The organism is Rhodococcus sp. 24CO (genome assembly GCF_050586165.1).
Lineage (GTDB): Bacteria > Actinomycetota > Actinomycetes > Mycobacteriales > Mycobacteriaceae > Rhodococcus_F.
Map to the genome: position 1 here is coordinate 156,717 of NZ_JAZFNF010000005.1, position 26,765 is coordinate 183,481.

Annotated in this window: 25 protein-coding genes; 10 read left to right on the top strand and 15 right to left on the bottom strand. The window is 62.2% G+C overall.

Going from position 1 to position 26,765, the window contains the following annotated elements:
- Positions 1-25: 25 nt before the first annotated feature.
- From V2B23_RS13650 to V2B23_RS13660, 3 genes are all read right to left on the bottom strand, one after another.
- Positions 26-790 carry an MlaE family ABC transporter permease gene (locus tag V2B23_RS13650; protein ID WP_138871973.1) on the bottom strand — a complete coding sequence of 255 codons (765 nt, stop codon included), beginning with the start codon at positions 788-790 and terminating at the stop codon, positions 26-28.
- Positions 791-1,269: 479 nt separating this feature from the next.
- Positions 1,270-2,187 (bottom strand): 3-oxoacyl-ACP reductase, encoded by a 918-nt coding sequence (locus V2B23_RS13655; RefSeq protein WP_430950834.1) that lies wholly within the window; start codon positions 2,185-2,187, stop codon positions 1,270-1,272.
- A gap of 111 nt (positions 2,188-2,298) precedes the next feature.
- Positions 2,299-2,490 (bottom strand): ferredoxin, encoded by a 192-nt coding sequence (locus V2B23_RS13660; RefSeq protein WP_033232296.1) that lies wholly within the window; start codon positions 2,488-2,490, stop codon positions 2,299-2,301.
- A gap of 245 nt (positions 2,491-2,735) precedes the next feature.
- On the opposite strand from V2B23_RS13660, the gene V2B23_RS13665 reads away from it, so the two are divergent.
- The 3 genes from V2B23_RS13665 to V2B23_RS13675 all read left to right on the top strand — a co-directional run bounded on the left by V2B23_RS13665 (position 2,736) and on the right by V2B23_RS13675 (position 6,764).
- The gene (locus V2B23_RS13665; RefSeq protein WP_430950835.1) at positions 2,736-3,917 is read left to right on the top strand and encodes an acyl-CoA dehydrogenase family protein; all 1,182 of its coding nucleotides are present in this window, start codon (positions 2,736-2,738) and stop codon (positions 3,915-3,917) included.
- Positions 3,918-3,931: 14 nt separating this feature from the next.
- Positions 3,932-5,053 carry an acyl-CoA dehydrogenase family protein gene (locus V2B23_RS13670; RefSeq protein WP_430950836.1) on the top strand — a complete coding sequence of 374 codons (1,122 nt, stop codon included), beginning with the start codon at positions 3,932-3,934 and terminating at the stop codon, positions 5,051-5,053.
- 76 nt (positions 5,054-5,129) lie between these two features.
- The gene (locus tag V2B23_RS13675) at positions 5,130-6,764 is read left to right on the top strand and encodes a long-chain-fatty-acid--CoA ligase (RefSeq protein ID WP_430950837.1); all 1,635 of its coding nucleotides are present in this window, start codon (positions 5,130-5,132) and stop codon (positions 6,762-6,764) included.
- A gap of 14 nt (positions 6,765-6,778) precedes the next feature.
- Here the strand turns inward: V2B23_RS13675 and nagB are convergent, their stop codons facing one another.
- From nagB to V2B23_RS13720, 9 genes are read right to left on the bottom strand one after another with little or no spacing between them, the layout of a single operon-like run.
- Complete coding sequence (gene nagB / locus V2B23_RS13680; RefSeq protein WP_430950838.1) at positions 6,779-7,558, bottom strand: glucosamine-6-phosphate deaminase; 780 nt, start codon at positions 7,556-7,558, stop codon at positions 6,779-6,781.
- 14 nt (positions 7,559-7,572) lie between these two features.
- Complete coding sequence (locus V2B23_RS13685; RefSeq protein WP_430950839.1) at positions 7,573-8,742, bottom strand: N-acetylglucosamine-6-phosphate deacetylase; 1,170 nt, start codon at positions 8,740-8,742, stop codon at positions 7,573-7,575.
- Positions 8,739-9,404: an SGNH/GDSL hydrolase family protein gene (locus tag V2B23_RS13690; protein WP_430950840.1), complete on the bottom strand. Its 666-nt coding sequence runs from the start codon at positions 9,402-9,404 to the stop codon at positions 8,739-8,741. Before V2B23_RS13690 ends, V2B23_RS13685 begins: the two co-directional genes overlap by 4 nt.
- Positions 9,401-10,108 carry an N-acetylmannosamine-6-phosphate 2-epimerase gene (locus tag V2B23_RS13695; RefSeq protein ID WP_430950841.1) on the bottom strand — a complete coding sequence of 236 codons (708 nt, stop codon included), beginning with the start codon at positions 10,106-10,108 and terminating at the stop codon, positions 9,401-9,403. Before V2B23_RS13695 ends, V2B23_RS13690 begins: the two co-directional genes overlap by 4 nt.
- Positions 10,105-11,034 (bottom strand): ROK family protein, encoded by a 930-nt coding sequence (locus tag V2B23_RS13700; protein WP_430950842.1) that lies wholly within the window; start codon positions 11,032-11,034, stop codon positions 10,105-10,107. Before V2B23_RS13700 ends, V2B23_RS13695 begins: the two co-directional genes overlap by 4 nt.
- Before the next feature lie 2 nt (positions 11,035-11,036).
- A complete protein-coding gene (locus V2B23_RS13705) occupies positions 11,037-11,966 on the bottom strand; it encodes a dihydrodipicolinate synthase family protein (protein ID WP_430950843.1) in 930 nt (309 codons plus the stop codon).
- A gap of 58 nt (positions 11,967-12,024) precedes the next feature.
- Positions 12,025-13,077, bottom strand: a complete 1,053-nt coding sequence (locus V2B23_RS13710; protein WP_430950844.1) for a Gfo/Idh/MocA family protein — start codon at positions 13,075-13,077, stop codon at positions 12,025-12,027.
- Positions 13,074-14,069 carry a Gfo/Idh/MocA family protein gene (locus V2B23_RS13715; RefSeq protein ID WP_430950845.1) on the bottom strand — a complete coding sequence of 332 codons (996 nt, stop codon included), beginning with the start codon at positions 14,067-14,069 and terminating at the stop codon, positions 13,074-13,076. The genes V2B23_RS13710 and V2B23_RS13715 overlap by 4 nt, the downstream gene beginning before the upstream one ends.
- On the bottom strand, positions 14,066-15,115 hold the full coding sequence (locus V2B23_RS13720) for a Gfo/Idh/MocA family protein (protein ID WP_430950846.1): 1,050 nt from the start codon (positions 15,113-15,115) through the stop codon (positions 14,066-14,068). Before V2B23_RS13720 ends, V2B23_RS13715 begins: the two co-directional genes overlap by 4 nt.
- 245 nt (positions 15,116-15,360) lie before the next feature.
- Between V2B23_RS13720 and V2B23_RS13725 the strand changes: the two genes are divergently transcribed.
- The 6 genes from V2B23_RS13725 (at position 15,361) to V2B23_RS13750 (ending at position 21,938) form a co-directional block, all read left to right on the top strand.
- A complete protein-coding gene (locus V2B23_RS13725) occupies positions 15,361-17,016 on the top strand; it encodes an ABC transporter substrate-binding protein (RefSeq protein WP_430950847.1) in 1,656 nt (551 codons plus the stop codon).
- Between the two features lie 43 nt (positions 17,017-17,059).
- Entirely contained in the window at positions 17,060-18,019 is a 960-nt protein-coding gene (locus V2B23_RS13730) for an ABC transporter permease (RefSeq protein WP_033232310.1), read from the top strand.
- On the top strand, positions 18,019-20,094 hold the full coding sequence (locus tag V2B23_RS13735) for a dipeptide/oligopeptide/nickel ABC transporter permease/ATP-binding protein (RefSeq protein ID WP_430951154.1): 2,076 nt from the start codon (positions 18,019-18,021) through the stop codon (positions 20,092-20,094). Before V2B23_RS13730 ends, V2B23_RS13735 begins: the two co-directional genes overlap by 1 nt.
- A complete protein-coding gene (locus V2B23_RS13740) occupies positions 20,091-20,906 on the top strand; it encodes an ABC transporter ATP-binding protein (protein ID WP_430950848.1) in 816 nt (271 codons plus the stop codon). The genes V2B23_RS13735 and V2B23_RS13740 overlap by 4 nt, the downstream gene beginning before the upstream one ends.
- A gap of 63 nt (positions 20,907-20,969) precedes the next feature.
- On the top strand, positions 20,970-21,707 hold the full coding sequence (locus V2B23_RS13745; protein ID WP_033232618.1) for a FadR/GntR family transcriptional regulator: 738 nt from the start codon (positions 20,970-20,972) through the stop codon (positions 21,705-21,707).
- Positions 21,708-21,779: 72 nt separating this feature from the next.
- Positions 21,780-21,938 carry a hypothetical protein gene (locus tag V2B23_RS13750; protein WP_185993124.1) on the top strand — a complete coding sequence of 53 codons (159 nt, stop codon included), beginning with the start codon at positions 21,780-21,782 and terminating at the stop codon, positions 21,936-21,938.
- Positions 21,939-21,989: 51 nt separating this feature from the next.
- Here the strand turns inward: V2B23_RS13750 and V2B23_RS13755 are convergent, their stop codons facing one another.
- Complete coding sequence (locus V2B23_RS13755) at positions 21,990-23,105, bottom strand: NAD(P)H-dependent flavin oxidoreductase (RefSeq protein ID WP_430950849.1); 1,116 nt, start codon at positions 23,103-23,105, stop codon at positions 21,990-21,992.
- Positions 23,105-24,778, bottom strand: coding sequence for an acyl-CoA synthetase (locus tag V2B23_RS13760; protein WP_430950850.1), 1,674 nt, complete (start codon positions 24,776-24,778; stop codon positions 23,105-23,107). The genes V2B23_RS13755 and V2B23_RS13760 overlap by 1 nt, the downstream gene beginning before the upstream one ends.
- Before the next feature lie 80 nt (positions 24,779-24,858).
- Here V2B23_RS13760 and V2B23_RS13765 point away from each other — a divergent pair, with 80 nt between their 5' ends.
- Positions 24,859-25,683 carry a crotonase/enoyl-CoA hydratase family protein gene (locus tag V2B23_RS13765; protein WP_219110864.1) on the top strand — a complete coding sequence of 275 codons (825 nt, stop codon included), beginning with the start codon at positions 24,859-24,861 and terminating at the stop codon, positions 25,681-25,683.
- A 114-nt stretch (positions 25,684-25,797) separates the two neighbouring features.
- Here V2B23_RS13765 and V2B23_RS13770 read toward each other — a convergent pair whose 3' ends face one another.
- Positions 25,798-26,748: a hypothetical protein gene (locus V2B23_RS13770; RefSeq protein WP_430950851.1), complete on the bottom strand. Its 951-nt coding sequence runs from the start codon at positions 26,746-26,748 to the stop codon at positions 25,798-25,800.
- Positions 26,749-26,765: the final 17 nt, after the last annotated feature.

A 26,765-nucleotide genomic window follows, 5' to 3' on the forward strand; every position in this document is an offset into this window, starting at 1 on the left:
ACAGTGCTCCCGCTTGCCGTGTGCCTCATCCGGCCGTCAACTTGATGCCGATGGTGGTGATGAGAACGTTGACGACAAACAACGCCATGAACGAGAACACGACGGTCTGGTTGACGGCGTCGCCGACGCTCTTGGCGCCGCCCTTGACGTTGAGCCCGAGATACGAGGCGACAAGTCCGGCGATCATGCCGAAGAGCCCGGCTTTGACCATCGAGATCATCAGCTCGCCGAATCCGGTCAGCAAGGTGATGCCGTTGACAAATGCTCCGGGGTTGACGTCCTGGATGAATACCGAGAACACAAAACCGCCGAGGATTCCGATGGTGACGACCAAACCGTTGAGCAGCAGCGCCACTCCGGTGGACGCAAGCACCCGAGGAACAACAAGCCTCTGGATCGGATTGATGCCAAGCACTCTCATCGCGTCGATTTCTTCGCGGATGGTGCGGGCGGAGAGGTCTGCGCAGATTGCTGTGGCGCCGGCGCCGGCGACGATGAGGACTGTCACGATGGGACCGACCTGTGTGACGGTGCCGAGCGCAGCTCCCGCGCCGCTGAGGTCGGCAGCGCCGATTTCTCGAAGCAGGATGTTGATGGTGAAGCTGACGAGCACGGTGAACGGGATGGCGACCAGCACGGTGGGGACCATCGAGACCCGGGCTACGAACCAGGCCTGATCGATGAATTCCTGACGCTGAAAGGGACGAGAAAAGACTGCCCGCAAGGTTTCCGCTGACATCTGAAAGAAGCCACCGACCGCCCGTAATGGCACCTCGACGAGGTCTACCATCCGTCCTCCTCGTCTCTTGTTGCCGCAACACTGTCTCTTTGCATAGTCCAGCCCCCGACAGCTTGTGACTCAGGTCATATTAACTAGAACGTGTTCACCTGTCAAAAACGGGCGCATATCACCGGGGATAGCCAGATTTCACGACCGGGAAACCACCTGTCGAACACGCCTCACATTGTCCGCCATTTGCGGATAGATGATCGAAATATCATGCAAGTTAATACTTTTGGTGGATGATCGACATCGGAGATGCCGTCGACAATCAGAGAACGCACTCTTCATGGGCGGGTTCTACCACCCCACCCATGACGCGCAAAATTAGAACACAGTCCAGTTTTTTGAAGACCGACAGTCTCGCATTCGCGACAAATCAGTCATTCGGACATGTGACCATGCTCTTTCTACCAAAAAATACGACGACAACGGCGATATCTGTGAATTTGAGTTTCGTGTCGCGAGCAAGCCGGTGGCAACGTGCGTCAGCCCAGCTCGCGAAGCGCGGCGGAAGCCGAGAACATCGCGGCGGGATCCCGGTCGGCAAAGTAATCACCGATCGCCACGGACAACGACTCGGGCGACCAGGCCACCCCGTCAGCGTCGAACCGGCGCTCCACCACAGGCGCCGACATCAGCGCGACCATAGGGCCATAGACGATAAAGACCTGACCGTTAACGGCATCTGCTGCCGGCGACGCCAGATACGACACCAACGACGCCACATGCTCGGGCGAGAGCGGGTCGATGCCCTCTTCCGGCGCGTCACCGAAAACACCCTCGGTCATCGACGTCCGTGCCCGTGGGCAGATGGCGTTGGCGCGCACTCCGTAGCGGGACAACCCGCGAGCGGCGGAGAGCGTCAGCGCCGTGATGCCGGCTTTGGCCGCACCGTAATTCGGCTGACCTTCCGGCCCCAGCAATCCCGCTTCCGAAGACGTATTGACGATGCGCCCGTACACCGGCGCGCCGGCATCCTTCGACTTTGTGCGCCAATACGCAGCGGCGTTGCGGCACAACAGAAAATGCCCACGCAGATGGACTTCGAGTACCAGATCCCAGTCCTCGTCCGACATATTGAACAGCATCCGATCGCGGACGACTCCGGCGTTGTTGACCACGATGTCGACACTGCCGAACTGGCCCTGCGCCTTCTCCATGAGCGCGTCCGCCGTGGAACGTTCGCCGACATTGCCGGCAACAAACTCGACCTTGGCGCCCAGGCTACGAATCTCGTCGAGAGTTGCCTCGACAGCCTCGTTCGGCGCCAGATCGTTGACAACCACCGACGCGCCGGCTTTCGCCAGGGCGATGGCCTCGAATTTTCCGAGTCCCGATCCGGCACCGGTCACGATGGCGACCTTGCCTTCGAGACTGGTGTCCTCGCTCTTCACAGCATTCATCGACGCGTTCTCCCAGTTCTGTGCGATCGTGAACCCGACCGTCTCGGCGGAGCCTGCCGGGCCTCACGACTTCGCAACTTTAGAACGTGTTCCTGTTTTGGGCAATAGCCCTCACGGATGTTCCGTCAATGCGGCGCGTGGACACTGGGCGATCGCAGAGCGAACATCTTCCCAGCGATCCTCCGGCGGACGCGCCGAACTGATCACCAACTCCTCGTTGTCGTCGAGGTCGAAAATATCGGGGGCGATACCGACGCAGACTCCGTTGGCCTCACAACGGTCCAGATCAACCCTGACCTCCATGGGTATTCCTCTTCTCTACTCACACATTTGGGCGCCACAGACTAGTGGAGGAACGGGCATCGCAGGGCTGTGCTCGGCACCGTTCCTGCCCTAACACTAGAACCTGTTCCACCTCGTGTGCAATGATTCGGAAAAGTAGCAGAAACGAGTGCCTGGATTCGCCGACATGCGGGCCACGCCCGAAGAACCTGCCTATAGAACCTGTGCCAGATAGTCGATTTGTATCTCTACTTCGAGAGGCAACCATGCACATCACCTACACACCTGAGCAACAAGCGCTTCAGGAGGAGTTGCGCGCATACTTTGCTCAACTGATGACCCCGGCTCGCCGCGAAGCCCTCGCAGCCACCACCGGCGAGTACGGCGAAGGAAACGTCTACCGCGAGGTTGTGGCACAGATGGGCCAGGACGGCTGGCTCACGCTGGGTTGGCCCAAGGAATACGGCGGGCAGGAACGATCCGCCATGGACCAGCTGATCTTCACCGACGAGGCCGCGATCGCCGGAGCACCGGTGCCCTTCCTGACCATCAACTCAGTGGCCCCGACAATCATGCATTTCGGTACCGAGGAGCAGAAGGCGTTCTTCTTGCCGAAAATCTCGCGCGGCGAACTGCATTTTGCCATCGGATACTCCGAACCCGGAGCCGGAACCGACCTGGCGTCGCTGCGCACATCCGCAGTCAAGGACGGCGACGACTACATCATCAACGGTCAGAAGATGTGGACAAGTCTCATCCAGTACGCGGACTACATCTGGCTCGCCTGCCGCACCGATCCGGAAGCCAAGAAGCACAAGGGAATCAGCATGCTGATCGTCCCCACCACCGCCGAAGGATTCTCCTACACACCGGTCCACACCATGGCCGGACCGGACACCAGCGCCACCTACTACCAGGATGTGCGTGTTCCGGCGTCGTCGATCGTCGGCGAGGAACACGGCGGCTGGGGCCTGATCACCAATCAGCTCAATCACGAGCGTGTTGCGCTCACCTCGGCTGGTCCGATTCTGACGGCGCAGCGCGAGGTCCGCGAGTGGGCCCAGAACACCAAGCTTCCCGACGGCCGACGCATGGTCGATCAGGAATGGGTGCAGATCAACCTGGCTCGGGTGCATGCCAAGGCCGAGTACCTCAAGCTGATGAACTGGGAAATCGCGTCTACCACCGATCATTCTCCTGGCCCGGAGGCGGCGTCGGCGAACAAGGTATTCGGCACCGAATTCGCCACCGAGGCTTACCGATTGCTGATGGAAATCCTCGGCCCGTCTGCCGTGATCCGGCAGAACTCCCCCGGCGCAGTCCTGCGTGGACGGATTGAACGGATGCACCGTTCCTCGTTGATTCTGACGTTCGGCGGCGGCACAAACGAAGTGCAGCGCGACATCATCGGTATGACGGCCCTGGGCTTGCCGCCCTCAAAGCGATAAGGACACCTCGCGACATGGATTTCACCTTCACCGAGGCCCAGAACGATCTGGCCGGCCTCACCCGCGGAATTGTCACCGAGCTCGTCACCAACGACCGCCTCCGTGAACTCGACGCAGCGCAGGACCGTACCGACCGCACGCTGTGGGCGGCGCTCGCGTCGTCCGGCGTTCTCAGCGCAGCCTTGCCGGAATCGGTGGGCGGCGACGGATTTGGTGTGCTGGAGCAGTGCAGCATTCTTGTCGAATTGGGCCGGGCTGTTGCGCCGGTGCCGTATCTGACGTCCATCGCGACGTCCGCCGCCGCGATCGCGGAATTCGGCGACGACACGCAGCGCGCCGACTGGGCTGCGCCCGCAGCCCGCGGCGAAAAGATCCTGACAGCAGCGCTGTCCGAAGAATGGAGCGACAATCCCGCGCTCCCGTTCACGCGGGCGCACCGGACGGATAGCGGTTGGGAGCTGACCGGCACGAAGATCGTGGTCGACAGCGCACCGATAGCGGATCTCTTCCTGGTTCCCGCAAGCACCGACGACGGTGTCGTGGTGTTCCTGGTGCAGCCGGGCGATGTCGGTGTCAGTGTCACACGGCAGTCGATAGTCGACTTCGGCAGTGCAGGCCAGGTTGATCTCGACGCGGTCGAACTGCCGGACAACCGGGTGCTCGGCTCAGTGGCTCGGGGCTCCGAGATCAGCGAATGGATCGTCGGACGCGCCCGACTCGGTTCCAGCGCATACCAATACGGCGTACTCGATCAGGCGCTGAAACTGACCGCGGAATACGCGCGCGAGAGAGTCCAATTCGGTCGCCCGATCGGCAGTTTCCAGGCTGTGGCTCAGCGACTGGCCGACGGGTACATCGACGTCAAGGGAGTACGTCTGACGCTCTGGGCAGCGGCCTGGCAACTGAGCGAATCTCTCCCTGCCACCGAGGCCGTCAAGACCGCGAAGTTCTGGGCAGCCGACGCCGGCCATCGCGTCGCGCACACCGCTGTCCACGTCCACGGGGGTGTCGGATTGGACGAGGATCACCCGATCCACCGGTACTTCCTCGCTGCCAAGCGTCACGAATTCCTGCTCGGCAACACCACCGATCTGCTGCGCAGTCTCGGTAAGGAACTGGCTGACGAGCCTGCGTGAGCTTGTCTCGCCAAGCGGAGTCCCACCAAGCGGAATACCCGGACCTGGTCCTCGACGAATCGGTAATGATGCAATTATGAGTGAGAGCCCCACCGTTTCAGATCTGCTCCTCGGAGTCAGTGAGATCGACTCGTACGGCATCCGATTCGAGGACCAGGTCATCACCTGGCGCGAGCATATCCAGGCCTCCTTCGACCGCGCCGCGATGCTCGATGCTGTGCTCGACCACGAGCGTCCACGCCACTTCGGGTTGTTGATGGAGAACATCCCGGAGTTCTCACTGCTACTGGGCGCCGCGGCCTTCTCCGGCACGGTGCTGGCCGGACTCAACACAACGAGGCGCGGGCCGGCGCTGGCTCGAGATGTCGCATTGGCCGACTGCCAGATCGTCTTCACCGAGAACAGTCAGGCGCATCTTCTGGACGGTGTCGACCTCGGCGACGTTCGGGTAGTCAACGTCGACTCGCCGGAGTGGGCGGAACTGTTGGCGCCCTTCGCCCATTCCCCGCACAACGCCTGCGCAGTCTCTCCCGACGATCTGATGATGCTCATCTTCACCTCAGGGACCAGCGGCGATCCCAAGGCTGTTCGTTGCACGCACTCCAAGATCGCCGATCCCGCGATCATGCTCGGTGATCGATTCGAACTCGGGCCGAGCGATGTCATCTACATGGCAATGCCGATGTTCCATTCCAACGCGATCATGGCAGCGTGGGCAATCGCGCTGCACCGCAAGTGCGCAATTGCCATGCGCCGCAAGTTCTCCGCCTCGGGATTCCTCCCTGACGTCCGCAAATACGGCATCACCTACTCCAACTACGTCGGCAAACCGCTCTCCTTCATCGCCGCAACACCCGAGCAGCCCGACGATCACGACAACACCCTGAAGATCATGTACGGCAACGAGGGCGCCGCTCCGGCAGTCGCCACGTTTGTCCGTCGCTTCGGCGCGCGCGTCATCGACGGATTCGGATCCACCGAGGGTGGAGTATCCATCGGCGCAGCTCCTGTCCCCCGCGCCGGCACTCTCGGACTGCTCCCGGACGGCGTGAAGATTCTTCACCCCGAAACCGGAGTTCCCTGCCCACCTGCAGAATTCGACGCGGATGGCCGGATCGTCAACGCGGACGAGGCAACCGGCGAAATGGTCAACGTGACCGGCCCGGGAGCCTTCGCCGGGTACTACAAGAACCCCGAAGCCGACGCCGAACGTATGCGCAACGGTCAGTACTGGACCGGCGACCTCGCGTACGCCGACGCCGACGGATACGTCTACTTCGCGGGGCGCAGTTCCGGGTGGCTGCGCGTCGACGGAGAGAACATCGGCGCCGCCCCCATCGAACGCGCGCTGACCGCCTACCCCGGCTTTGCGCAGGTGTCGGTCTACGCCGTCCCGGACAGCGATGTCGGCGACAGAGTGATGGCATCGGTCATCCCGGTAGGTGATGTCAGCAACTTCGATCCCGAAGCGGTTGCCGCCTACATAGATTCACGTCCCGAGCTGGGCCCGAAGCAGAAGCCCACACTCATCCGGGTCTGCAGCGAATTTCCCCGGACCGCAACCTTCAAAGTTGTCACCCGCACCCAGAGCGCGGAGCGCTGGAACACCAGCGATCCGGTCTGGATCCGTCAACGCGGCGAGGCCGAATTCCAGTTGCTCACGCCGGAGCGGGCGCTCACTCTCGAGAAAGTTACAGTCGGAGCAAAGTGAAGGTGCCGCGTCGCTCAGTAGTGTTGTGCGACGGGCTTGTGCGCTGACACCGTCTTGTAGAACTCGGTGAGCTGAAGCTTCGACGCCGCGGCTTCGTCGACGACAACTGTTGCGTGCGGGTGCAATTGGAGAACCGATGCAGGGCAGACCGCTGCGAGGGGTCCTTCAACTGCTGCAGCGATCGCGTCGGCCTTGTGTTCTCCGGTTGCGATCATCACTAGATGCCGTGCATCGCAGATAGTTCCGAGCCCCTGGGTGATGACGTGGCGCGGAACGTCGTCGAGACTCTCGAAGAATCGTGCGTTGTCTATCCGGGTCTGTTCGGTCAACGTCTTCACCCGCGTACGTGAGGTCAGCGACGACGTCGGCTCGTTGAATCCGATGTGGCCGTTTGCTCCGATACCGAGGAGTTGAACATCCACCGGACTGTTGGCGGCGATCGCGCGATCGTAGGCGGCAGCGGCGCCGAACGGGTCTCCGGTAGTCCCGTTCGGACTGAACACGCGAGCACTGTCGAGGTCCAGGTGATTGACCAGCTCGGTCCGGATCACCTGCGCATACGACTCGGGGTGTCCATCCGGGAGGCCGACGTACTCGTCGAGCAGAAAAGCCTGTAGGCCGGCAAAACTCAAGCCTTGCTCGCGGTGGCGCCTCGCAAGTTCGCGGTAGACGGAGAGCGGCGACGATCCGGTAGCCAAGCCCAAAGTTCGTGCGCCGGAGCGCACTGCGTGGTCGAAGATATCGGCGACAACCGTGCCGGCCGTATCCGCGTCGTTGACGATGACAATTTCCATCGGAGTTCTTCCCCTCAGCTTTCCATGGTGTTCGTAAGCCAGTTTCCCGAAGCCATGACTGCTCGGGGCAAAAGTTTTTCATCGGTCACGACAAGATCGGCGCGGCATCCCGGAACGAGGTCGCCGACAATCCCGGTCAATCCCAGTAGCGCAGCGGGAGTTGCAGTTGCGGCGGTAACTGCCGAGAGCAGATCGACGCCGGCATCGAGCACCGTCCGACGCACGATGTCCATCAGTCTGCTGGTGCCGCCGGCTATCGCGGTGTCGCCTTGCCCGGCCAATCGGGCTACTCCGTCGACAACGTCCACGTCGAGTGGACCGAGCGGGTACCGACCGTCCGGCATACCTGCTGCCGCCATGGCGTCGGAGACCAGAGCAATCTGATGTGGGCCGACAAGATCGAATACCGTGGAGACTGTTTCATCGGCCAGATGGACACCGTCGCCGACCAACTCGACCACCATCTGGCCACGGGCTGCGGCAGCCAGGCAGGCAGCCACTGTGCCAGGCTCACGGTGGTGCATGGGCGCCATTCCGTTGAAAAGGTGTGTGGCACTGAGCGGTGCGTGAGCGGAATGCGCGATCGAGCGGGTGGCGGTGGGATTGGACGCGTCGGTGTGGCCGATGCTGACCACTACGCCATTCTCGGCCAGCATTGTCGACAGTTCGGCAAAATGCGCGGTCTCGGGTGCGATGGTCATCGAGCGGATGTGGCCGCGGCCGGCAGTCAACAGCGACTCGAGCAGGGCTGGATCACCGTCGAGAATGCTGGCAGGATCCTGTGCACCACAGCGCAGTACAGACAGGAACGGGCCTTCCAGGTGGATTCCGGCAAGCGTGCCTCCGTCCACGAGCGACGCCAGCAATTCGATGCGACGATGCAAGATCTCCGGCGGAGCCGACACCAACGACCCGATCAAGGAGGTCGTTCCGTTGCGTCGGTGGTGATCCGCCGCCGTCGTGGAACCGTCACGATCGGCCTCCGGGAAACCGAATCCGCCGGCCCCGTGGCAGTGCACGTCTACGAGACCGGGAATGATCGTCGTGGAAGAATCAGCAGGTTCCGGGAGCGGGTCCGTCCGATCGGACGCGGGTCCGGCCCACACCACTCGATCACCGGACGTCTCGACAACTCCGTCGGCCAGCATGCGGCCTCCGGCGATCAGCTTTCCCCGCAGGATCACGACATCACCTGTGTTGCAACAGAACTGTCCATGTCGGCGATCCCCAACTCGCGGAGCACTGCGTCCGCCATCACATAGTGCCCGTTCTCGTTCGGATGGAACGCATCAGCCAAGAGCGACGACGGCGGCCCCTCAGGTGAATCCGCGAACCACTGCTCGTAGTGGTCGATGAAGATCGCGCGCGTCGACGCGGCAACCTGACGGGTCATCTCGACGTAGTCGATCAGCGCGGATCGCGTCGGTGCATTCGGGACGTCGATGGGCGGCGGCGTCTGCAGGATCGGAACGGCGCCGAGCGCGCGCGAGCGGAAGATGATGTCGGACAAATCTGCCCGGAAGCGTTCGAGGTCGTCACCGCCGCCGCCGAGAGCGTCGTTGGTGCCGAGCATGATCAGCACCACCGACGGCTCGAAGATCTCGATGCGATGGGCAAATCCGTCACGGACATCGGACGAGCGGTTACCGCTCACGCCGGTGTTGATCACAATGTGATTGAACAACGACATCTCACCACGGATGCGTTCCGCAAAGTGTTCGACGTAGCTGCGCTGCCCGTTTGTGTGAGCCAAACCCTGCGTGATGCTGTCGCCGGTGAACACCCATCGGATCGGTGTAGACGAATCTTTCAGCAGTGCTTCGACTCTGCGACGCTCAGCCGTCATCGACCATCGCTCCGCGCGCTCGCGATCGCCTTGGCGAACGCCGAGGTGATGAACGCCGGATCGGTGATCGCGGTACCCACCACTACCGAATCCGCACCAAGCGAAATCGCCTGCGCTGCAGCTTCCGGGCTGTGGTAGCGGCCTTCCGCGATCAGGACCGCATCGGGAAGTGCGTTGCGCAGTTCGGAGATGAGTTCCAGATCGGGACCACTGAGTCGTCGACTGTTCTCGGTGTAACCGGCGAGGGTACTCGAGATGATGTCGGCACCTGCCTCCGCTGCCGCAATGCCGTCCTCGAGTGTTCCACAATCAGCCATCACGAGAGCGCCGCGCGCATGGACTGCCTCGACCGTATCCGCGAATGACAGTCCGTCCGGGCGTGGACGCAATGTCGCGTCGGCTGCAACGATCTGGGCACCGGCGTCGACAACGTCCAATGCAGATTCTCGTGTCGGAGTGATGAACACCCCGGAGGATCCGATCTTCGTCAGGCCGATCACCGGCACCGTCACCGCGGCGGCAACCGCCGCGACGTCGGGTGTTCCACCTACTCCGCCGCAGCGAATCGCGGCGGCGCCGCCGTCGACTGCAGCCCGTGCCATCCGCTCGATTGTCGCCGTGTCGCGCAGTGCGTGCCCGTGGCCCGCCTGGCACGAGACGACCAGCTTTCCGCTGATGATCTTCAGTAACTCGTCGAGCGTCATCGTGATACCTCTGTTCGTGTTGCGGCGGCAAGTAGTCCGGCACCCACCAACGGTGCGTCGGTGCCCAAACGGGCCGGGAGAATGGCAGTGTCAGCGATCGGACGCATCGCTTCGAGACGGAATGCGGACACCAGCGGCACCAGCAGATCAGGTCCGATCTGGGCGGCACCGCCTCCGATGACGATCACCTCGGGATCAAAGGCCGTTGCCACTCCGGCCAGAACCCGGCCGAGTAGTTCACCCGCATCGGTGATCACTGCGCGTGCAATCGGGTCACCTGAGTGCATCAGTGCAACCACCTTCTGCAGCGGCTGCACGGGAACACCGGCCCTGGCGGCATACTCGGCGGCCATTGCCGGTCCGGAGGCAACCGCTTCGAGGTGATCCATGCGTCCGCATCCACAGCCAATGGCACCGGTTGCGGGAACAAGGAGGTGCGCGAGTTCACCGGCCGTGCCGTGAGCACCATGGCGGAGTTCGCCGCCGATGGACAGCGCACCACCGATGCCGGTACCGATCGAGACGAACAGAACAGAACTCCGTCCCTGGCCGGCCCCGATCATGTTCTCCCCGTGCGCCATAACTCGCACGTCGTTGTCCACGGTTACCGGCAGCGACGTGAGCGCTTCGAGTTCGCTGCGCACTTCGGCGCCCATCCACCCGGGCAGGATGTCGGAGGCGAACACCACTCGTCCGCGCGAGCGGTCGACGATTCCCGGTGCACCCACGCCGATTCCCTCGACAGTATGTGTGGCGCGCAACCGGTCGATCAGTGCAGCTGTAGTGCCCAGCACCGCATCTCGACCCGATGCCGGCGTCGCCGATCGAACGGATTCGAGTACCTCACCGGAGGAGGTGACCACGGCTGCAGCCACTTTGGTGCCCCCGATGTCGACACCGATCCAACGCTCCTGCCCGTGCGTCATCGTCAGATCAGTCCGGCGCGTTCGAGAATGACCTTGATGGTTGCGGCCTCGGACTCGTCGAGGGACAACATCGGAGCGCACATCGTGTTGCTCGAGATGACACCGCGCAGAGCCAGTGCAGTCTTGAAGGCGCCCAATCCGGCAGCACCTGCACTGACGCGGCCGGGTGTCGGCGCCTCGACGATGGAGAAGAGGTCCGTGAGCCGGTCCTGCTCGACCTTGGCGCCAGCCCAGTCACCGGCCTGCGCGGCGCGCCACAGCCGGACGTAGCCATGGGGATCGACGTTTGCCAGACCGGGCACCGCACCTGATGCACCCATGAGCAGGCACCCGTCGACAACAACCTCGTGGCCCGTGAAGACCGCAAAGTTCTCCAGGCCGACGGACTGACGCAGCAGCATGCGGAAACTGACGTCGTCGCCGCTCGAGTCCTTGACACCGGCGATGACACCTTCGCGGCCGAGTTCGACCAGCATTGCGACGGAAAGCTTGCTGTGAACACGGACCGGAACGTCGTAGGCGAACAGCGGAAGGTCCACTGCCGCATGGATGGAACGGAAGTGCGTGGCCGTCTCTTCGGCGTTGGTGATCGCGTAGAACGGAGCTGTCGCGACGATGGCGTCGGCACCCGCCTCACGAGCCTGCTCGGCAACGGCGATGACGCGGTTCGTGGTCATGTCGTTGACGCCGACCAACACCGGCAACTGACCGCCGACATGTCCGATGGCCGTCTGCACGACCTGGGCGCGCTGAGCATCGGTCAGGTAGCCGACCTCACCCGAGGAACCGAGGATGAACAGTCCGTCGACGCCCGCCTCGATCTGCATCGACAGGAGGCGCTCGAGCGACTTCGTGTCGACGTCACCATCAATGGTCAGGGGTGTGACGATCGGAGGAACAATTCCGCTGAAGGTCGTGGTGTCCGTGCTCATGGGGTCTCCGTACGTTGATTATCGGATTAAATTGCGGGGCAATACACTTGAAGGTTGATCACACGGAGACCGGCTGCCCGCACGCGGCGGACCGGTATGCGGCGTCGATCACGCGCATCGATGCGCGAGCATCGGCAACGGAGTAATCAGGGTTGATGCGCTTCGGAAGTCGATCGAGTAGGTGAGAGAGGAAGGACGAGACTGCATTGTCGGATCCGAAGCCCCCGATGGGTAGTGCGGTGACGTCACCGGAAGCACCGAACTGCATGAGCGCGGGTTTGTCGTCATCCGAACTGGCGTACCCGTGCGATCCGAGGACTCGAACCGTTGCGGTATTGGCACCGAAACCCGGTGCTGCGGGGATTCTTCCGACTGTGACGGTCGCAGTGACGCCGTGTGCCAGCGCGAGTGAAATCAGCGCGGTGTCTTCCACACCGAACTTCTCGTGTGCGCCGCCGTACAACGTGCTTGTCTCCGCGTACACCTCGGTGACGTCGAGTCCGGTGAGGTAACGGAGGTAGTCGGCGGCGTATCCGAGGAAGTTCACAACTTCTCCCCCGCCCGACAATGCTGGGTCGACAACCAACTCCGGCCGTTCCACGGATGTCGCAAAATGTGTTCCGCTGGCGAGGAACTCGATGTCCACGTGGCGTGGAAGTCCGAGGTTTCCCGCGTCGATCCAGCGGCGCAGTCTCCGCAGGGCGGGTGAATGCGTGCGGTTTACTACGGTGCAGATGCGCCCGTTTGCCTCAGCTGCTTCCTGAACCGCCGCGGCTTCTGTCTCGTCGATTCCCACCGGCTTGTCCACGAGGACATCAAGTCCCGCGTTCAGGGCAGCGATGGCGAGCCTCGCATGCCGAGTCGGTTCGCTGCAGATGACCGCCAGATCGATTCGGTCAGGGTCGAGAAGCTCACCGAGGTCGTCGATCCATGCGATGTCGGCGTCATCGGCCATCTTCATGCCGTCTTCGCGGATCCAGTCGGGCACCGATGATTCGTCGGCAACACCGACGAGGTGTACGCGGGGGTCGGCTCGCAACAAGTCCGCGTAGGATCCGGCATGCCTTACGCCGCTGATGAATCCGATTCGGATCGAGCCAGTGCTGGTCATTGCTGCCCTCCGATTGCAACGGCGCGCCCGGTCTCGAGCGATTGTTGCGCGGCGACGGCTGTGGCGAGCGCCGCGCGCACCTGCCAGTTCTGGACCAACGGCGTGACGGAACCGTCAAGAGTGCCGATCCAGTGGCGCATCTGATGTGTCATGGCATCTTCGATCGACGACGGCGGTGCGTTGGTGGTGTCGGACATAAGCCCCGGATCATCGCCCGTGTCGTGCGCGAGAGTGCCCCGCGTGCCCGAGACGACGATGCGGCGCACCATCTTTCCCGATTGTGGCAGCGCGTAAGCCAACTCGATCAGCGCCAGGGAACCGTCCTCGAAGCGGACGGTCAGATGGAAGCTGTCGTGAACGGGCATGCCGGCGGCAAACGTCGGGAAGCTGCGGGCGAACACCCGAATCGGCTTGCGGTCGATCAGCCAGGTCACCAGATCAAGTGCGTGAGTTCCGTTGTGCACCGGGTGCCCACCGGAGCGTTCCTTGTCGTGTTGCCACCCGCGCCAGCCGCCCGGCCAGACGTGGCCGGTGTACCAACTCAGATGGATCAAGCGGGGATCACCGATAGCGCCCTGCGCGACAGAAGCGCCGATCGAGGTGATCGACGGCTGGAACCGCACGGTCTGACCGACCATCAACGACGTACCGTTGCCCTCGGTGGCTGCAACCATGGCGTCGAAGTCGGCGACGCTCAGCGCGGCCGGCTTCTCCACGTGGACATGCTTTCCCGCCCGGCCTGCCGCAATCGTCACCGGCGCATGATCGGGAGTTGCCCCGACGACGTTGACAGCCGTGATCGACGGATCTGCCAGAACTCGGTCCAGGTCGGTGCTCGCTTGCGCTCCCGGTGCGAGCGCCGCAACAGAGGCGGCCCGGCTCGAGTCACTACCGACAACGTAAGCGACCTCCACCGTCGGCAGGCCGGCGAGCGAACGTACGTGGTCTCGTGCAATTCCGCCGCTGCCGATCACGGCAACGCGGACGCTCATCGCGCAACTCGAAGGTCTGCGGGCTCGGCCTGTCCGAGACGCACCTGCTGCGCCACGACCAGCGCCCGGTCGGTGGCCGCAGTGAGGGGCGATTCGGCACCGGAATCGAGAACCCGTGCGATCTCGTCGATTTCGTGACGGATCGCGGCCTGCATCCACACCGACGACGCCCCGCCGCCGGAGTTGTACTTCTGCGTCTTGGTTGCCGAGTCGATCAGGGACTGATTCTCGTCGGTGTCATCGAAGATGGGCCAGGATTCGACAATCCGACCATCCGTGAACAGCTGCACCAGCCCGGTGCGGAAATCTGCCCGAAGCGCGCCGTTCGATCCGTTGACCGTCAGATCCCACGACGACGTGTGCGAGCGGGTAGAGATGGTGTGGGTGCCGACCGCGCCGTTGGCGAACTTCACGACCGTCGTCCGGAATCCGTCGTCCGGTGTCACGATGCTCGACACCCCGTTGACGTCACCGCCGAGCCAGCACATCAAATCCAGTTCGTGAATCTCGTGAGTGAGTTCGCCGCCGGTCTGACTCTTGTCGAGCTTCCACCACTGCGGGTCCGCGCCGGCAGTGTCTATCCACCGGGACCTCGAAGTCTCGATTGCGTTGACGTCACCGATGTCTCCGGATCGGACCGATGCGGCCAGGCGTCGCACGCCCGGCATCATCCGCATGATGTGTCCGACCATGAGTGTCGAACCGTTGGCGTCGGCGCACTCGATCATGCCGCGAGCTTCGGAGAGTTCGACTGCGAGCGGCTTCTCGACGAATACTGCCTTGCCCTGAGTCAGTGCGGCGAGTGCCGGTTCCGCATGGGTGTGATTGGGCGTCGCCACTACAACAAGGTCGATCGTCGCGTCAGCCGCCACATCACCGTGATCGCTGGTAGGGGTCGCGCCGAATTCTCCCGCAGCTTCCGTCGCCCGCTCTATATCTCGGTCGCAGAGCATCGTGAGTTCGAAACGGGGATGGGCAGCAAACTCGCGTGCGAGTGAACTACCGAAGAATCCGCAACCGACCACGCCGACTTTGTATCGGGTCATGAAGTCTCCAAAGATTGGATAAGGGATGTCCTATGTTATACGGACAGTGTGATCGACCGTCAATTCGAGGCCGGTAACACAGTCTTCATCTATGCAGGTGAGAGCACTAAAAACGTTCACGAAACTCACCGAAATACGAAAATTCTGCCTACGAGTTCTCACGACTCTCTAGACGCGTTCTGATCCACAATGTAGGTTACGCAACATCGGACGTCGAACATAGGACATCCCCTATCCCACTCGAGATGTCCCGCTCCCCCGCCTTGGAGGCCGCCTTGAAGAACCAACGACCGCTGAGCTCCGCCATCACCCGCCGGGACCTGTTCCGGTACACCGGCCTGCTCGGAGCAGCTGCAGGTATCACCGCAACACTCGCAGCGTGCGGCGGCGGCCCCTCGTCGACCTCGGCCGTGGGCGGCTCCTCGTCCACGGGCGACCTCACCACCGCTATCGGGTACGGAAACGACCAGAGTTTCGATCCGATGCAGACCGCATCCGGCTTCCTGATGGCCGCGGTCAATCACGTGTACGAAGGCCTGCTCGAAAATGATCCGACCACCGGCGAGACGTATGCCGCGCTGGCGAAGACGGTTCCCACCGACGCCACCGCATCGAGTTGGACCATGCAGATCCGTGACGGCGCCACCTGGCACGACGGCACCCCGGTCACCTCCGACGACGTCGTCTTCAGCTTCGAGCGCATTCTCGATCCCCAGCAGAACGTGCTGATCCGCGCCTTCTTCTCGTCCTGGCTGCAGTCCGTCACCAAGGTCGACGATCAGACCGTGACGCTCAACTTCAACTATCCCTTCAGCGCTGCTGCTCAACGCCTTTCGATTGCCAAGATCATGCCCAAGCATGTCTTCGACGGCCACTGGGACGAAGCCAAGTCCGGCGCGCTCGTGGTCGGCTCCGGTCCGTACAAGGTGACCAGCCACACTCCCAAGAGCAACACGGCATTCGAGGCCTTCCCCGCGTACAACGGCCCACGTCCGGCCAACTTCACGACCATGAACTGGCTGTCCATCGTCGACACGTCCTCGCGTATCGCACGAGTATCGGGCAACAACGCCGGCGCTCAACTGGCCGACAACATCCCCGTCGCCAATGTCCCGACGCTGACGTCCGGTGGACGTACCGTCGAGGGCAATCCGGGTATGAACCTGATGTACCTGCTCTTCGACACGACGCAGGCACCGTTCGACGACGTTCGCGTTCGCCAGGCGATGTTCTACGCTCTCAACACTCCGAAAATGATCGAGATCGCCTTGGGCGGCAAGGCCGCTCCGGCCACGAGCTACCTGTACGAGCGCAATCCCGACTACTCGCGTGCGTCCACCGTCTACTCGTACGATCCGGACAAGGCACGCTCACTCCTCGCCGCCGCCGGCGTCAGTGGGCTCGACCTCACGTTGCTCTCCACCAACGTCAGTTGGCTCGCCGATTGCCTCCCCACGATCAAAGAGTCCTGGGACGCAGTCGGATTCAACACCACGCTCGAGCCGCAGGACACCAGCGCGATGGTCAGCAAGCTCAACAGTGGCCAGAAGTTCCAGATCGCGGCCGGCACGTCCAACCCGCAGGCTTTCGGATCCGACGTCGACCTGCTCGTCCGTTACACGTACAGCAAGGGCGGCCTGTGGACCAAGACGTACGCCAAGTGGGACGATACGCCTGAGGCTCAGAAAATCTACGCCACGATGGACGAGGCAACTCGCGAGACGGATCCCGCCAAGCGCAGCACCCTCGTGCAGTCGTACCTGAACCAGATCGCCGAAAACGCTGTCTACTACCCGGTTCTGCATCAGGAACTGCTGACGGCCTGGGATCCGCAGAAGGTCACCGACGTCACCCCGCTGCCGTACCCCGGCGTCAACCTGCTCGCGGCAAAGCCGGCCTGATCGCCCGCGCGCGGCAATTTCCCATCAACTGAGAGATCCCCCGATGGCCAGAGTCCTCCCCATGCTGATCAGGCGATTACTTATACTGATCCCCCTGATCCTCGGCATCATCGCGTTTGTTTTCATCGTGATGCAGTTCGCGCCCACCGATCCCGCAACGGCGGCGTTCAACGGTGGTAACCCGACGGCAGAACAGTTGCAGCAGTTCAAGGAAGAGAACGGACTGCTCGACCCACTGCCGCTCCAGTACGTCCACTTCGTCACCGATCTCCTCAGTGGGAACATGGGCGACAGCCTGATTTCCGGTACCCCGGTGCTGGATTCGATCTCCACGGCATTGCCGCTGACGATCCAACTCACGGTTCTGGGCCTGGTGATCGCCATCGTGCTCTCACTGATCTTCGGTGTCACCAGTGCCCTGTTCCGTGATCGTTGGCCAGATCAGGTCATCCGGGTGGTTTCACTCGCCGGCGTCGCCGCACCGTCATTCTGGTTGGCGCTACTCATGATTCAGTATCTGGCTGTCAAACTCGGGTGGTTCCCCACCGGCGGCTACGTCAATCCGGCCGACTCGGTCACGGACTGGCTGTGGTACATGGCGCTCCCCGCCTTGTCTCTGTCACTCCCCGTCGCGGCTCAGCTCACCCGCATCATCCGCACGTCCATGGTCGAGGAATTGGACAAGGACTACGTCCGCACGGCAATCGGAAGCGGCCTGCCCTACCCCGTCGTGATCGGGCGAAACGTGTTGCGTAACGCGCTGATCAACCCGCTCACTGTTCTGGGTCTGCGCGTCGGTTACCTCCTGGGCGGCGCCGTTGTCATCGAGCAGATCTTCGGCCTACCCGGCATGGGTCAGCTCATGATCAACGGCGTCACCAACGGCGACCCCGCAGTTGTGCAGGGTGTTGTCATCGTCATCGCAGTCGGTTTCGTCGTCGTCAACCTCGCGGTCGACATCCTCTACCTGCTTGTCAATCCACGACTTCGGAGTGCAGCATGATGAGAAGAAAACTCACCGAGAAGCTTTCGCGTCCCGGTATCACCTTTTCACGCTTTCCCCTCTCCGCCTGGCTCTCGATGGCCGTCCTCGCGATCATTGTTCTCGCCTGCCTGTTCGCGCCACTCGTCACGCAGTACAGCCCGCTCGAACAGGCTGTTGGTACGTCCGGCCCCAGCGCGGAACACTGGTTCGGCCAGGACAGTCTCGGCCGAGATCTGTTCAGCCGCTTGCTGTACGGCGGACGCTGGTCACTGACTATCGGCCTCGGGTCCACCTTCCTCGCACTGTGCGCCGGCGCCCTCATCGGTTCGGTGGCCGCAACCAGCCGAAAGTCCGTCGACGAGACCATCATGCGTGTGCTCGACGTCGTCATGGCGTTCCCGGGCATCGCGCTCGCAGCCGTCCTCGTTGCAGCGTTCGGCGGTTCGATCCCCGTCCTCATCGTCACCATCGCCTTCCTCTACACCCCGATGGTTGCGCGTGTCGTTCGCGCCAACGTGCTCGCCCAGTACGGCGAGGATTACGTCGCCGCTGAAAAGGTCATCGGGGCAAGCACTTCCCACATCGTCGTCAAGCACGTCGTCACCAACTGCGCTGCCCCTGTTCTCGTGTTCTGCACGGTCATGGTCGCCGACGCCATCGTGCTCGAAGCCAGCCTGTCGTTCATCGGCGCGGGCGTGCGACCACCGGACCCGTCGTGGGGATCGGTAATCGCCGACGGCAAGAACATGGTCCTGCTCGGTGGTTGGTGGGCAACCGTGTTCCCCGGTCTGCTGATTCTTCTGACGGTGCTCTCCCTCAACGTGCTCGCCGAGGGTCTCACCGACGCGATGGCTGATCCGAGCCTGAAGAAGACCAAGAAGACGCCTCTCGAAGCAGCCCGCACCGCCGCTGCGGAGGAAACGTCCAACGAGCTCATCCTGGAAGAAGAAGCCGCGCGAGACGCCGAATCACTGGTTGTCAGTGATGACTTCGCCGACTCGAGTGTCATCGTCACCAATGCGCTGAAACCGGTCGTCGCGCCGACGCCACTCGAAACACACCTGAAGATCCTGGCGGAAACCGAACGGGCACGCACCGATCGTCTTGTCTACGAAGGCGACGCCGCTCCACTGCTCGAGGTACGCAATCTGACGATCCGTTTCCCGGAACGCTACGGCGACACCGCAATCGTCGACAACGTCAGTTTCACAGTCCGTCCGAACGAGACGATGGCTCTCGTCGGCGAATCAGGCTGTGGCAAGTCGCTGACGTCACTGGCGATCATGGGCCTGCTGCCCAAGACCGCAGTGGTGACCGGTGAGATCCTCTTCGACGGCGTCAACGTCCTCGAACTGAACAACCGGGAACGAAACAAGCTTCGCGGACACGACATGGCCATGATCTACCAGGACGCACTCAGCTCCCTGAACCCGGCAATGTTGATTCGCGCCCAGTTCAAGCAGCTCACCAAACGAGGCGGAACGCGTACCGCCGAGGAACTGCTCGAACTTGTCGGACTCGACCCGGTTCGCACGCTTGCCAGCTACCCGCACGAGTTGTCGGGTGGTCAACGTCAGCGCGTCCTCATCGCGATGTCGCTCACGCGTAGCCCGCGCCTGATCGTCGCCGACGAACCCACCACTGCTCTCGACGTCACCGTCCAGGCTCAGGTGGTGGACCTGCTCAACGATCTGCGGGAAAAGCTCGGCTTTGCCATGGTTTTCGTGAGCCACGATCTGGCACTCGTTGCTTCGCTCGCCCACAAAATCACGGTCATGTACGCCGGTCAGGTCGTCGAATCTGCACCCACCGGCGATCTGCTCATCGATCCGCGCCACGAATACACCCAGGGCCTCCTCGGCGCCGTTCTCTCCATCGAGGACGAGGCTCCGCGGCTGCACCAGATCCAGGGAACCGTACCGTCGCCCGGCAGCTTCGCCACCGGTGACCGTTTTGCCGAACGTTCCCTGCGTCCGGATTCCGATCCCCACCGAAAGCCCGAGATGGTTCGGATCGATGGAACCGAGCACTGGTTCGCCAACCAGTCCGCGGCACCCGTATCCGCCGAATCGGAATTGGAGAGCGTGCGATGACCACAGCGCAAACACCCATCCTGGAACTGAAGAACATTCACGTCGTCCACAAGACTCGTTCGGGATCGCTGTTCAAACCCGGAACTGTGCACGCCGTCAACGATGTCAGTATCGCCGTGCGACGAGGGACGACGATCGGCATCGTGGGCGAGTCCGGTTGCGGTAAGTCGACGCTCGCGAAGGTCATGGTCGGACTGCAGAAGCCGACGTCGGGTGACGTCATCTTCCGTGGACAGAGTGCTCTGACCCGATCGGCGTCGGTCCGCAAGGAGTTCGGGCGCGCGATCTCCATCGTGTTCCAGGACCCGGCGACCGCGCTCAATGCGCGAATGACGGTGGCCGACATCCTCACCGATCCACTCGACGTGCACGGCATCGGGAATCGCTCGACCCGCGCCGCTCGGGTTCGCGAACTGGTTGGACTGGTCGGACTTCCCCAATCCGCGCTCGAAGTCATCCCGAGTCAGATCTCCGGCGGACAGCGACAGCGCGTTGCCATCGCCCGTGCGCTGGCACTCGAACCGGACGTGATCGTCGCCGACGAGCCGACATCCGCACTCGACGTGTCGGTGCGCGCGCAGATCCTGAATTTGCTCAGCGACATCAAGGCACGACTCGGGCTGGGAATGGTGTTCATCTCGCACGATATCCAGACCGTGCGCTATGTCTCCGACAGCATTGTCGTCATGAATGCCGGCCGGATCGTCGAACAGGGAACAGCGCAGGAAGTGTTCGACAACCCGTCCGACGCTTACACCGCAAAACTGCTCGGCGCAGCCCCAAGCCTGCTGCAACGCACCGTGGATGCGTGATAACCGATGGAGTCGACAAGCGGACATAGGATGAAGGACGTTCAATTCGGAAAAGGGGAATCGATGTCTGTTCGGAGTGGCACACCGCGTGCTCGTTTCAGCGCGCAGAACCGTATGCGCGCACTTCAATCAGACATCATGAACTTGATCCTGGATCGTCGACTCTCCCCCGGTGATCCGATGCCCACCGAGGCGGAACTCTCCGAAGAACTGGGAATCGGCAGGAACACTCTGCGCGAGGCTCTCAAGGTTCTGCAGGCCTTGGGCGTCGTCGAAATCCGGCACGGCTTCGGAATGTTTGTCGCTCCGAGTAACTTCGACGCACTGGCCGACGGTCTGACGTTCCGTGGCAGATTGTCGCTTCAGGGCACCGGCCACGAAGCGATGGAACTGGTCGACATCCGTCAGGCTCTCGAAACCGGTCTGATCGGCGCCGCAATGGCCGAGATGACCACCGAAGACCACGACGCTCTCGACGAACTCGTCACGGGAATGGAAGTTCGCGCAGCAGCCGGAAAGAATTTCTCCGATATCGATGCGACTTTCCACAGCCGGTTGTATTCACCGCTCGACAATCAGGTGCTTGCACAATTGATGGATGTCTTCTGGCAGGTGTACAGCGAAATCCAGCAGGCCATCGGTCATTCGGATACACCGCTCGTCGATATAGCGTCGAAGCATCGCGCAATTCTCGACGCTATTCGTACCGGCGACGCCATCGAAGCTGCGCACACTCTCGACGTCCATTTCGGTGGTCTCCGACAGCGGATCGGAAACCTGCACGCGGACACATCGACCTAGGACATTCCAGGCAGCATTGATCTTCGACACGGTATCTCCCATGCCGACAGATCTTGCGGCAAAATTACCGGTATGAAGAATCCGAACCTGACGCCATCGCGCATCCTCGCGCTGGTCGCCGCCGCTGCCCTGGTCATTTTCGTGATCGCCCGTCGTCGAGACGACGGCGGAGTGCTCAGTCGCGGAGAATGGCTGGCCGACAGCGTCGGACCGGACGACCTGGCGGGCTGAAACAACAAAAGGCTCTCGGCCACTGTGGCCGAGAGCCTTTTGCCCTGTCCGCTATTTCATGGAGTCGAGACGAGCACGCGCGTCTTCGAATCCGGAAACCAACTCAGCCATAACCTCGGCGACCGGACGGATCTCGTTCATCCGTCCCACGATCTGACCGACCGGCATTGCCACGACGTCAGGATTCTCCGACGCCGAAATACGTTGGTGTGCATCACTGACCAGAAGATTCTGCAACGGCATCGGCAACGCGTCCGGCGCGCCGGGCTTCGACCAGGCTTCGGTCCACTTCGTCTTGAGCAACCTCGCCGGCTTTCCCGAGTAGATCCGGGACCGGACGGTGTCCGCCGACGTCGCTTTCAGCAATGCACGTTGAATGGCCGACGGGCCCTCCCCCGACGCGCTGCCCAGTTTGTACTCCGACGTGGTGAGCCAGTACGAGCCCATCCAGACTCCGGATGCACCGAGCGCGAGGGCTGCAGCCACCTGTCGACCACTGCCGATTCCGCCGGCAGCCAACACAGCTGCGGTGTCACCGAGTGCGTCGACGATTTCGGGAACCAACACCATGGAGGCGATCTCACCGGTATGCCCGCCGGCTTCGTAGCCCTGGGCGATCACGATGTCGACGCCGTTCTCCACATGGCGACGGGCATGTTCGACAGCACCGGCCAGCGCCGCGACCGGCACACCCTTTGCATGCGCCTGATCGATGACATCTTTCGGCGGTGAACCAAGCGCGTTGGCGATCAAAGCAATTCGATGCCCCAGAGCAACATCGACGTGCGAGCGAGCTACCGAATGCAACCAACCCAACACACCGGTGGCATGTTCGACGTCGTCGGACAACGGCGGCACACCGAGCTCGTCGAGGGTGCGATTGACAAACGCGCGGTGCTCAGCCGGGATCAACTTGTCGAGATCGATCGCGCCGCCCTCGGTGGGAACCTTTGCGGGCATGACGATGTCGACGCCGTACGGCTTACCGTCGGTGTTCTCGTCCATCCAGGTCAGGGCAGCTTCGAGTTCTTCGGGATCGTTGAATCGCACGCACCCCAGGACTCCAAGTCCACCGGCGCGAGAGATCGCGGCCGCTACGTGCTCCGACGGTGTGAATCCGAAGATCGGGTATTCGATGCCGAACTTGTCGGCAAGATCGGATCGCATCAGGCTTCCACACTCTCTGCACTGTTTGCCTCGGGAGCACCGTTCCCGTTGTGGTCGTCCGCTTCACGGGACTCTGTTTCGGCCTTCGCCCACCGGTAGTCCGGCTTACCTGCCGGGTTGCGCTTGATCTGGTCGACAAACCACACGCTGCGCGGAACCTTGTATCCGGCAATCTCTTTACGCGCCGCGGTGGCGATGTCGTGCAGCGTCGGAGACGTACCCTCGCGAACCTGAACCACCGCGGCAACTCGCTGCCCGAAACGCTCGTCCGGGACACCAACTACCAGCACGTCGAAGATGTCGGGATGCGCCTTCAATGCGCCTTCGACCTCTTCCGGGTACACCTTCTCGCCGCCGCTGTTGATGGATACCGAACCGCGTCCGAGCATCGTGACCGTACCGTCGGCTTCGACCTGCGCGTAATCACCGGGGATCGAGTACCGAACACCGTTGATCGTGCGGAACGTCTCGGCCGTCTTGACCTCGTCCTTGTAGTAGCCGAGCGGGATGTTGCCTCTGCGCGCAAGCATTCCGCGCTGACCCGATCCCGGTTCGACCTCGTTGCCGTCGTCGCCGAGAACCGTTGTGGAAGCATCGATCTTGACCGTCGGGCCGCCAGTGTGCTTCTGCCCCTTGGAGAGAACCGCCAAGCCTCCGAAACCGGTCTCCGAAGCTCCGATGGAGTCCGTGAGCAGACGGTTGGGCAGCAGTTCCAGGAACTGCTCCTGAATGCTCGGCGAGAAGAGCGCCGCGCTGCTTGCCATGACGTACAGCGACGAAAGATCGTAAGGCTCACCCGTTTCCGGGTTTCCGGCAATCAACGCGTCGAGCATCGGTCGAGCCATCGCGTCGCCGGTGATGAAGATGAGGTTGACCTTGTGCTTGTCGATGTTCTGCCACACCTCGTGGGCGTCGAACTCAGGGTGCATCAAACAGGTGCCGCCGCCGAAGAGACTGTGGAATACGGCCGACTGTGAGCCGCCGTGGATCATCGGAGGAATCGGGTAGCGAACCATGCTCGGGTTGGCAGCGCCGACCTTCGCCATTTCGTATTCGTCCTCGACCGCAACTCCGGTGACGAAGTTGATACCACCACCGAGCACACGCCACCAGTCCTCGTGGCGCCACATGACACCCTTCGGGCTACCCGTCGTACCGCCTGTGTAGAGCATGAAGATGTCGTCGTTGCTGCGATCCTCGAAATCGCGCTCGCCCGAACTCTGCGCCAGTGCGGCTTCGTACTCGATGCCGAACGACGCGTAGTCGCCATCGGTGCCGTCTTCGATGACGACAACCGACTTGACGAGGGGCGCGTTCGGGAGAACGTTCTTGATCTTGTCGGCATATCGACGCTCGGCGACCAGCGCAACCATGTCCGAATTGTCGAAGATGTATTGCAACTCGTTCTCGACGTAGCGGTAGTTGATGTTGACCATCACCGCCCGGATCTTGAAGATCGCAACCATGGCCTCGATCGCCTCGATGACATTGCGGCAGTAGATGCCGACCTTGTCACCCGGCTTCACGCCATGTTCACGCAGGTAATGACCGAGCCTGTTGGCGCGGTCCTCGAGTTGCGCGTACGTCACCTCCCGGCCATCGGAGACCAGTGCAACCCGGTCCGGAACGAGGTCGATCGAGTGCTCTACGAAGTCTGCGATGTTAAGGGCCACGCCCTTCAAAGTAGAACGTGTTACCTTTTCTGGCAAGACCCAATTTGAGAGCCAGCTCACAAACGCCCCAGGAGCCATCAGTGTCCTCTACGACGACCGAAAAATCCGACACTTCGGAAACTGCACCGCACTGCCTCGTGGAGAAACGCGGTCACGTCCTGATCATCACCATGAACCGCCCCGAGCGGAAGAACGCCATCACCGGCGACATGATGGCGATCATGGTCGACGCCTGGAATCAAGTCGACAACGACCCCGACATCCGCGTCGCCGTCCTCACCGGAGCCGGGGGCGATTTCTGCGCCGGCGCCGACCTCAAGAACATGTCCGCCAAACCCCCGGGAGACGCCTTTGCCGGCGGCGGCGTCGACATGTCCAAAATCGAAGGTCTCCTCAAAGGCCGACGGCTCACCAAGCCCCTCATCGCGGCCGTCGAAGGCGCAGCCATCGCCGGCGGAACCGAAATCCTGCAGGGCACCGACATCCGCGTCGCCGGCGAAAGCGCCAAATTCGGAGTGTCCGAAGCCAAGTGGGGACTCTTCCCGCTCGGCGGTTCAGCAGTGCGCCTGGTCCGGCAGATTCCGTACACCATCGCCGCGGATATTCTGCTCACCGGACGCCACATCAAAGCCCCGGAAGCCAAGGAAATCGGCCTCATCGGCCACGTCGTCCCGGACGGTCAGGCCCTCGACAAGGCACTCGAACTCGCCGACCTCATCTCCGCCAACGGACCTCTCGCAGTCCAGGCGATCCTCAAGACCATCCGCGACACCGAGGGCATGCACGAGGAAGAAGCCTTCCGCATCGACGCGGAACTGGGCATGAAGGTTTTCATGAGCGCGGATGCAAAGGAAGGCCCCCGAGCCTTCGGCGAGAAGCGGGCGCCCAAGTTCAAGGGAGTCTGAGGCTAGCCCCCACCCCTTTTCGAGCGAACGTACCTTTCGGCGCATCCAAGGCGACGAAAGGCGCGTTCGCTCGGTCTGTTTCGGTCCACTTCGTCCCGCTTATGGTGATTCTGATCAGTTCGCGACGGCGGACACTTGTGGTCGCGGACGAGAGCAAGCAAGCGCAAAATGTCTCTTGAGGTCGTCGATGACACGTTCAGGGTCGGTGCGCAGCGCGCTCGGCACCGTGGGAAGCACAATAATTCCGGCGTTTTGCATCCGCGTCCGACGCTCGACCGTGCGTTTGTAGTCCGTCGGCGACAAGTGCCACTCCAACGAATCGATGTCCCACGCGAATGCGACGGAGTCGATCCATCCATCTGGAATTGCGATGAATCTTCCGTCCGAGTCGCGTATCTCTTGGTTGAACAACATGTCGGGCAGACCACTTCGCTTCCACAGTTCGCGCGCCTCGATTTCCGGGACGGAATGCAGATTGGCGTTCACCTCACGCAACACTGCCCGAGGAAGGGCGGACCCACGACAACTTCCCGCATCGAGTTCCTTGGCGAGTTCACGCACCGACGCATCACCTCGTTGAATGACCTCCGCAATCAGCGCCCGAGTGGGACCGACGGCCTTGCATCGCCGGGCCGCGTCGAGCAGTGAGCGCGGAAGCGGCGCACAACGCAGGCCGCTGCGCATCTCGGGTTCAGGTAGCCGAATAGTGCGCTCCGCCACCACAAATCCGACGGACTGCGCACGTCGATGGATAGGTATCAGAACCTGTACGTCACCCGAATTGCTGCGATATCCGTACTCTGCCAACGCAGACCGCCCCGTGAGCATTGCGTCGACGCCACCGAACATGAGCGCGGCTACGGCCCGCTGCCGCGGGGTCGGCTGCCCGTTTCCGAGCATGATGACTCCGGGCAGTATCCGTTGCCACGGCCCGCCGGCTCGGCATCTGCCGTGAACGGCTGAGTTCGACACTCGTAGTCTCGCCAACTCCGACACTCGGATTACTCCGCTCGTGCTGGCTCGGTAAATCTCATCGGGGTCCCGCCCCCACTCGCCTCGACGCATGAGTGCAGCATGACGCA

Coding starts and splice junctions, on each gene's coding strand:
- V2B23_RS13750 (WP_185993124.1), top strand. CDS start 21,780: ATGAAGAATCCGAACCTGACGCCATCGCGCATCCTCGCGCTGGTCGCC.
- V2B23_RS13655 (WP_430950834.1), bottom strand. CDS start 2,187: ATGAATGCTGTGAAGAGCGAGGACACCAGTCTCGAAGGCAAGGTCGCC.
- V2B23_RS13705 (WP_430950843.1), bottom strand. CDS start 11,966: ATGAGCACGGACACCACGACCTTCAGCGGAATTGTTCCTCCGATCGTC.
- V2B23_RS13690 (WP_430950840.1), bottom strand. CDS start 9,404: ATGACGGCTGAGCGTCGCAGAGTCGAAGCACTGCTGAAAGATTCGTCT.
- V2B23_RS13660 (WP_033232296.1), bottom strand. CDS start 2,490: ATGGAGGTCAGGGTTGATCTGGACCGTTGTGAGGCCAACGGAGTCTGC.
- V2B23_RS13665 (WP_430950835.1), top strand. CDS start 2,736: ATGCACATCACCTACACACCTGAGCAACAAGCGCTTCAGGAGGAGTTG.
- V2B23_RS13695 (WP_430950841.1), bottom strand. CDS start 10,108: ATGACGCTCGACGAGTTACTGAAGATCATCAGCGGAAAGCTGGTCGTC.
- V2B23_RS13700 (WP_430950842.1), bottom strand. CDS start 11,034: ATGACGCACGGGCAGGAGCGTTGGATCGGTGTCGACATCGGGGGCACC.
- nagB (WP_430950838.1), bottom strand. CDS start 7,558: ATGGAAATTGTCATCGTCAACGACGCGGATACGGCCGGCACGGTTGTC.
- V2B23_RS13710 (WP_430950844.1), bottom strand. CDS start 13,077: ATGACCAGCACTGGCTCGATCCGAATCGGATTCATCAGCGGCGTAAGG.
- V2B23_RS13720 (WP_430950846.1), bottom strand. CDS start 15,115: ATGACCCGATACAAAGTCGGCGTGGTCGGTTGCGGATTCTTCGGTAGT.
- V2B23_RS13675 (WP_430950837.1), top strand. CDS start 5,130: ATGAGTGAGAGCCCCACCGTTTCAGATCTGCTCCTCGGAGTCAGTGAG.
- V2B23_RS13725 (WP_430950847.1), top strand. CDS start 15,361: ATGTCCCGCTCCCCCGCCTTGGAGGCCGCCTTGAAGAACCAACGACCG.
- V2B23_RS13670 (WP_430950836.1), top strand. CDS start 3,932: ATGGATTTCACCTTCACCGAGGCCCAGAACGATCTGGCCGGCCTCACC.
- V2B23_RS13770 (WP_430950851.1), bottom strand. CDS start 26,748: ATGCGTCGAGGCGAGTGGGGGCGGGACCCCGATGAGATTTACCGAGCC.
- V2B23_RS13735 (WP_430951154.1), top strand. CDS start 18,019: ATGAGAAGAAAACTCACCGAGAAGCTTTCGCGTCCCGGTATCACCTTT.
- V2B23_RS13755 (WP_430950849.1), bottom strand. CDS start 23,105: ATGCGATCCGATCTTGCCGACAAGTTCGGCATCGAATACCCGATCTTC.
- V2B23_RS13745 (WP_033232618.1), top strand. CDS start 20,970: ATGTCTGTTCGGAGTGGCACACCGCGTGCTCGTTTCAGCGCGCAGAAC.
- V2B23_RS13730 (WP_033232310.1), top strand. CDS start 17,060: ATGGCCAGAGTCCTCCCCATGCTGATCAGGCGATTACTTATACTGATC.
- V2B23_RS13715 (WP_430950845.1), bottom strand. CDS start 14,069: ATGAGCGTCCGCGTTGCCGTGATCGGCAGCGGCGGAATTGCACGAGAC.
- V2B23_RS13740 (WP_430950848.1), top strand. CDS start 20,091: ATGACCACAGCGCAAACACCCATCCTGGAACTGAAGAACATTCACGTC.
- V2B23_RS13650 (WP_138871973.1), bottom strand. CDS start 790: ATGGTAGACCTCGTCGAGGTGCCATTACGGGCGGTCGGTGGCTTCTTT.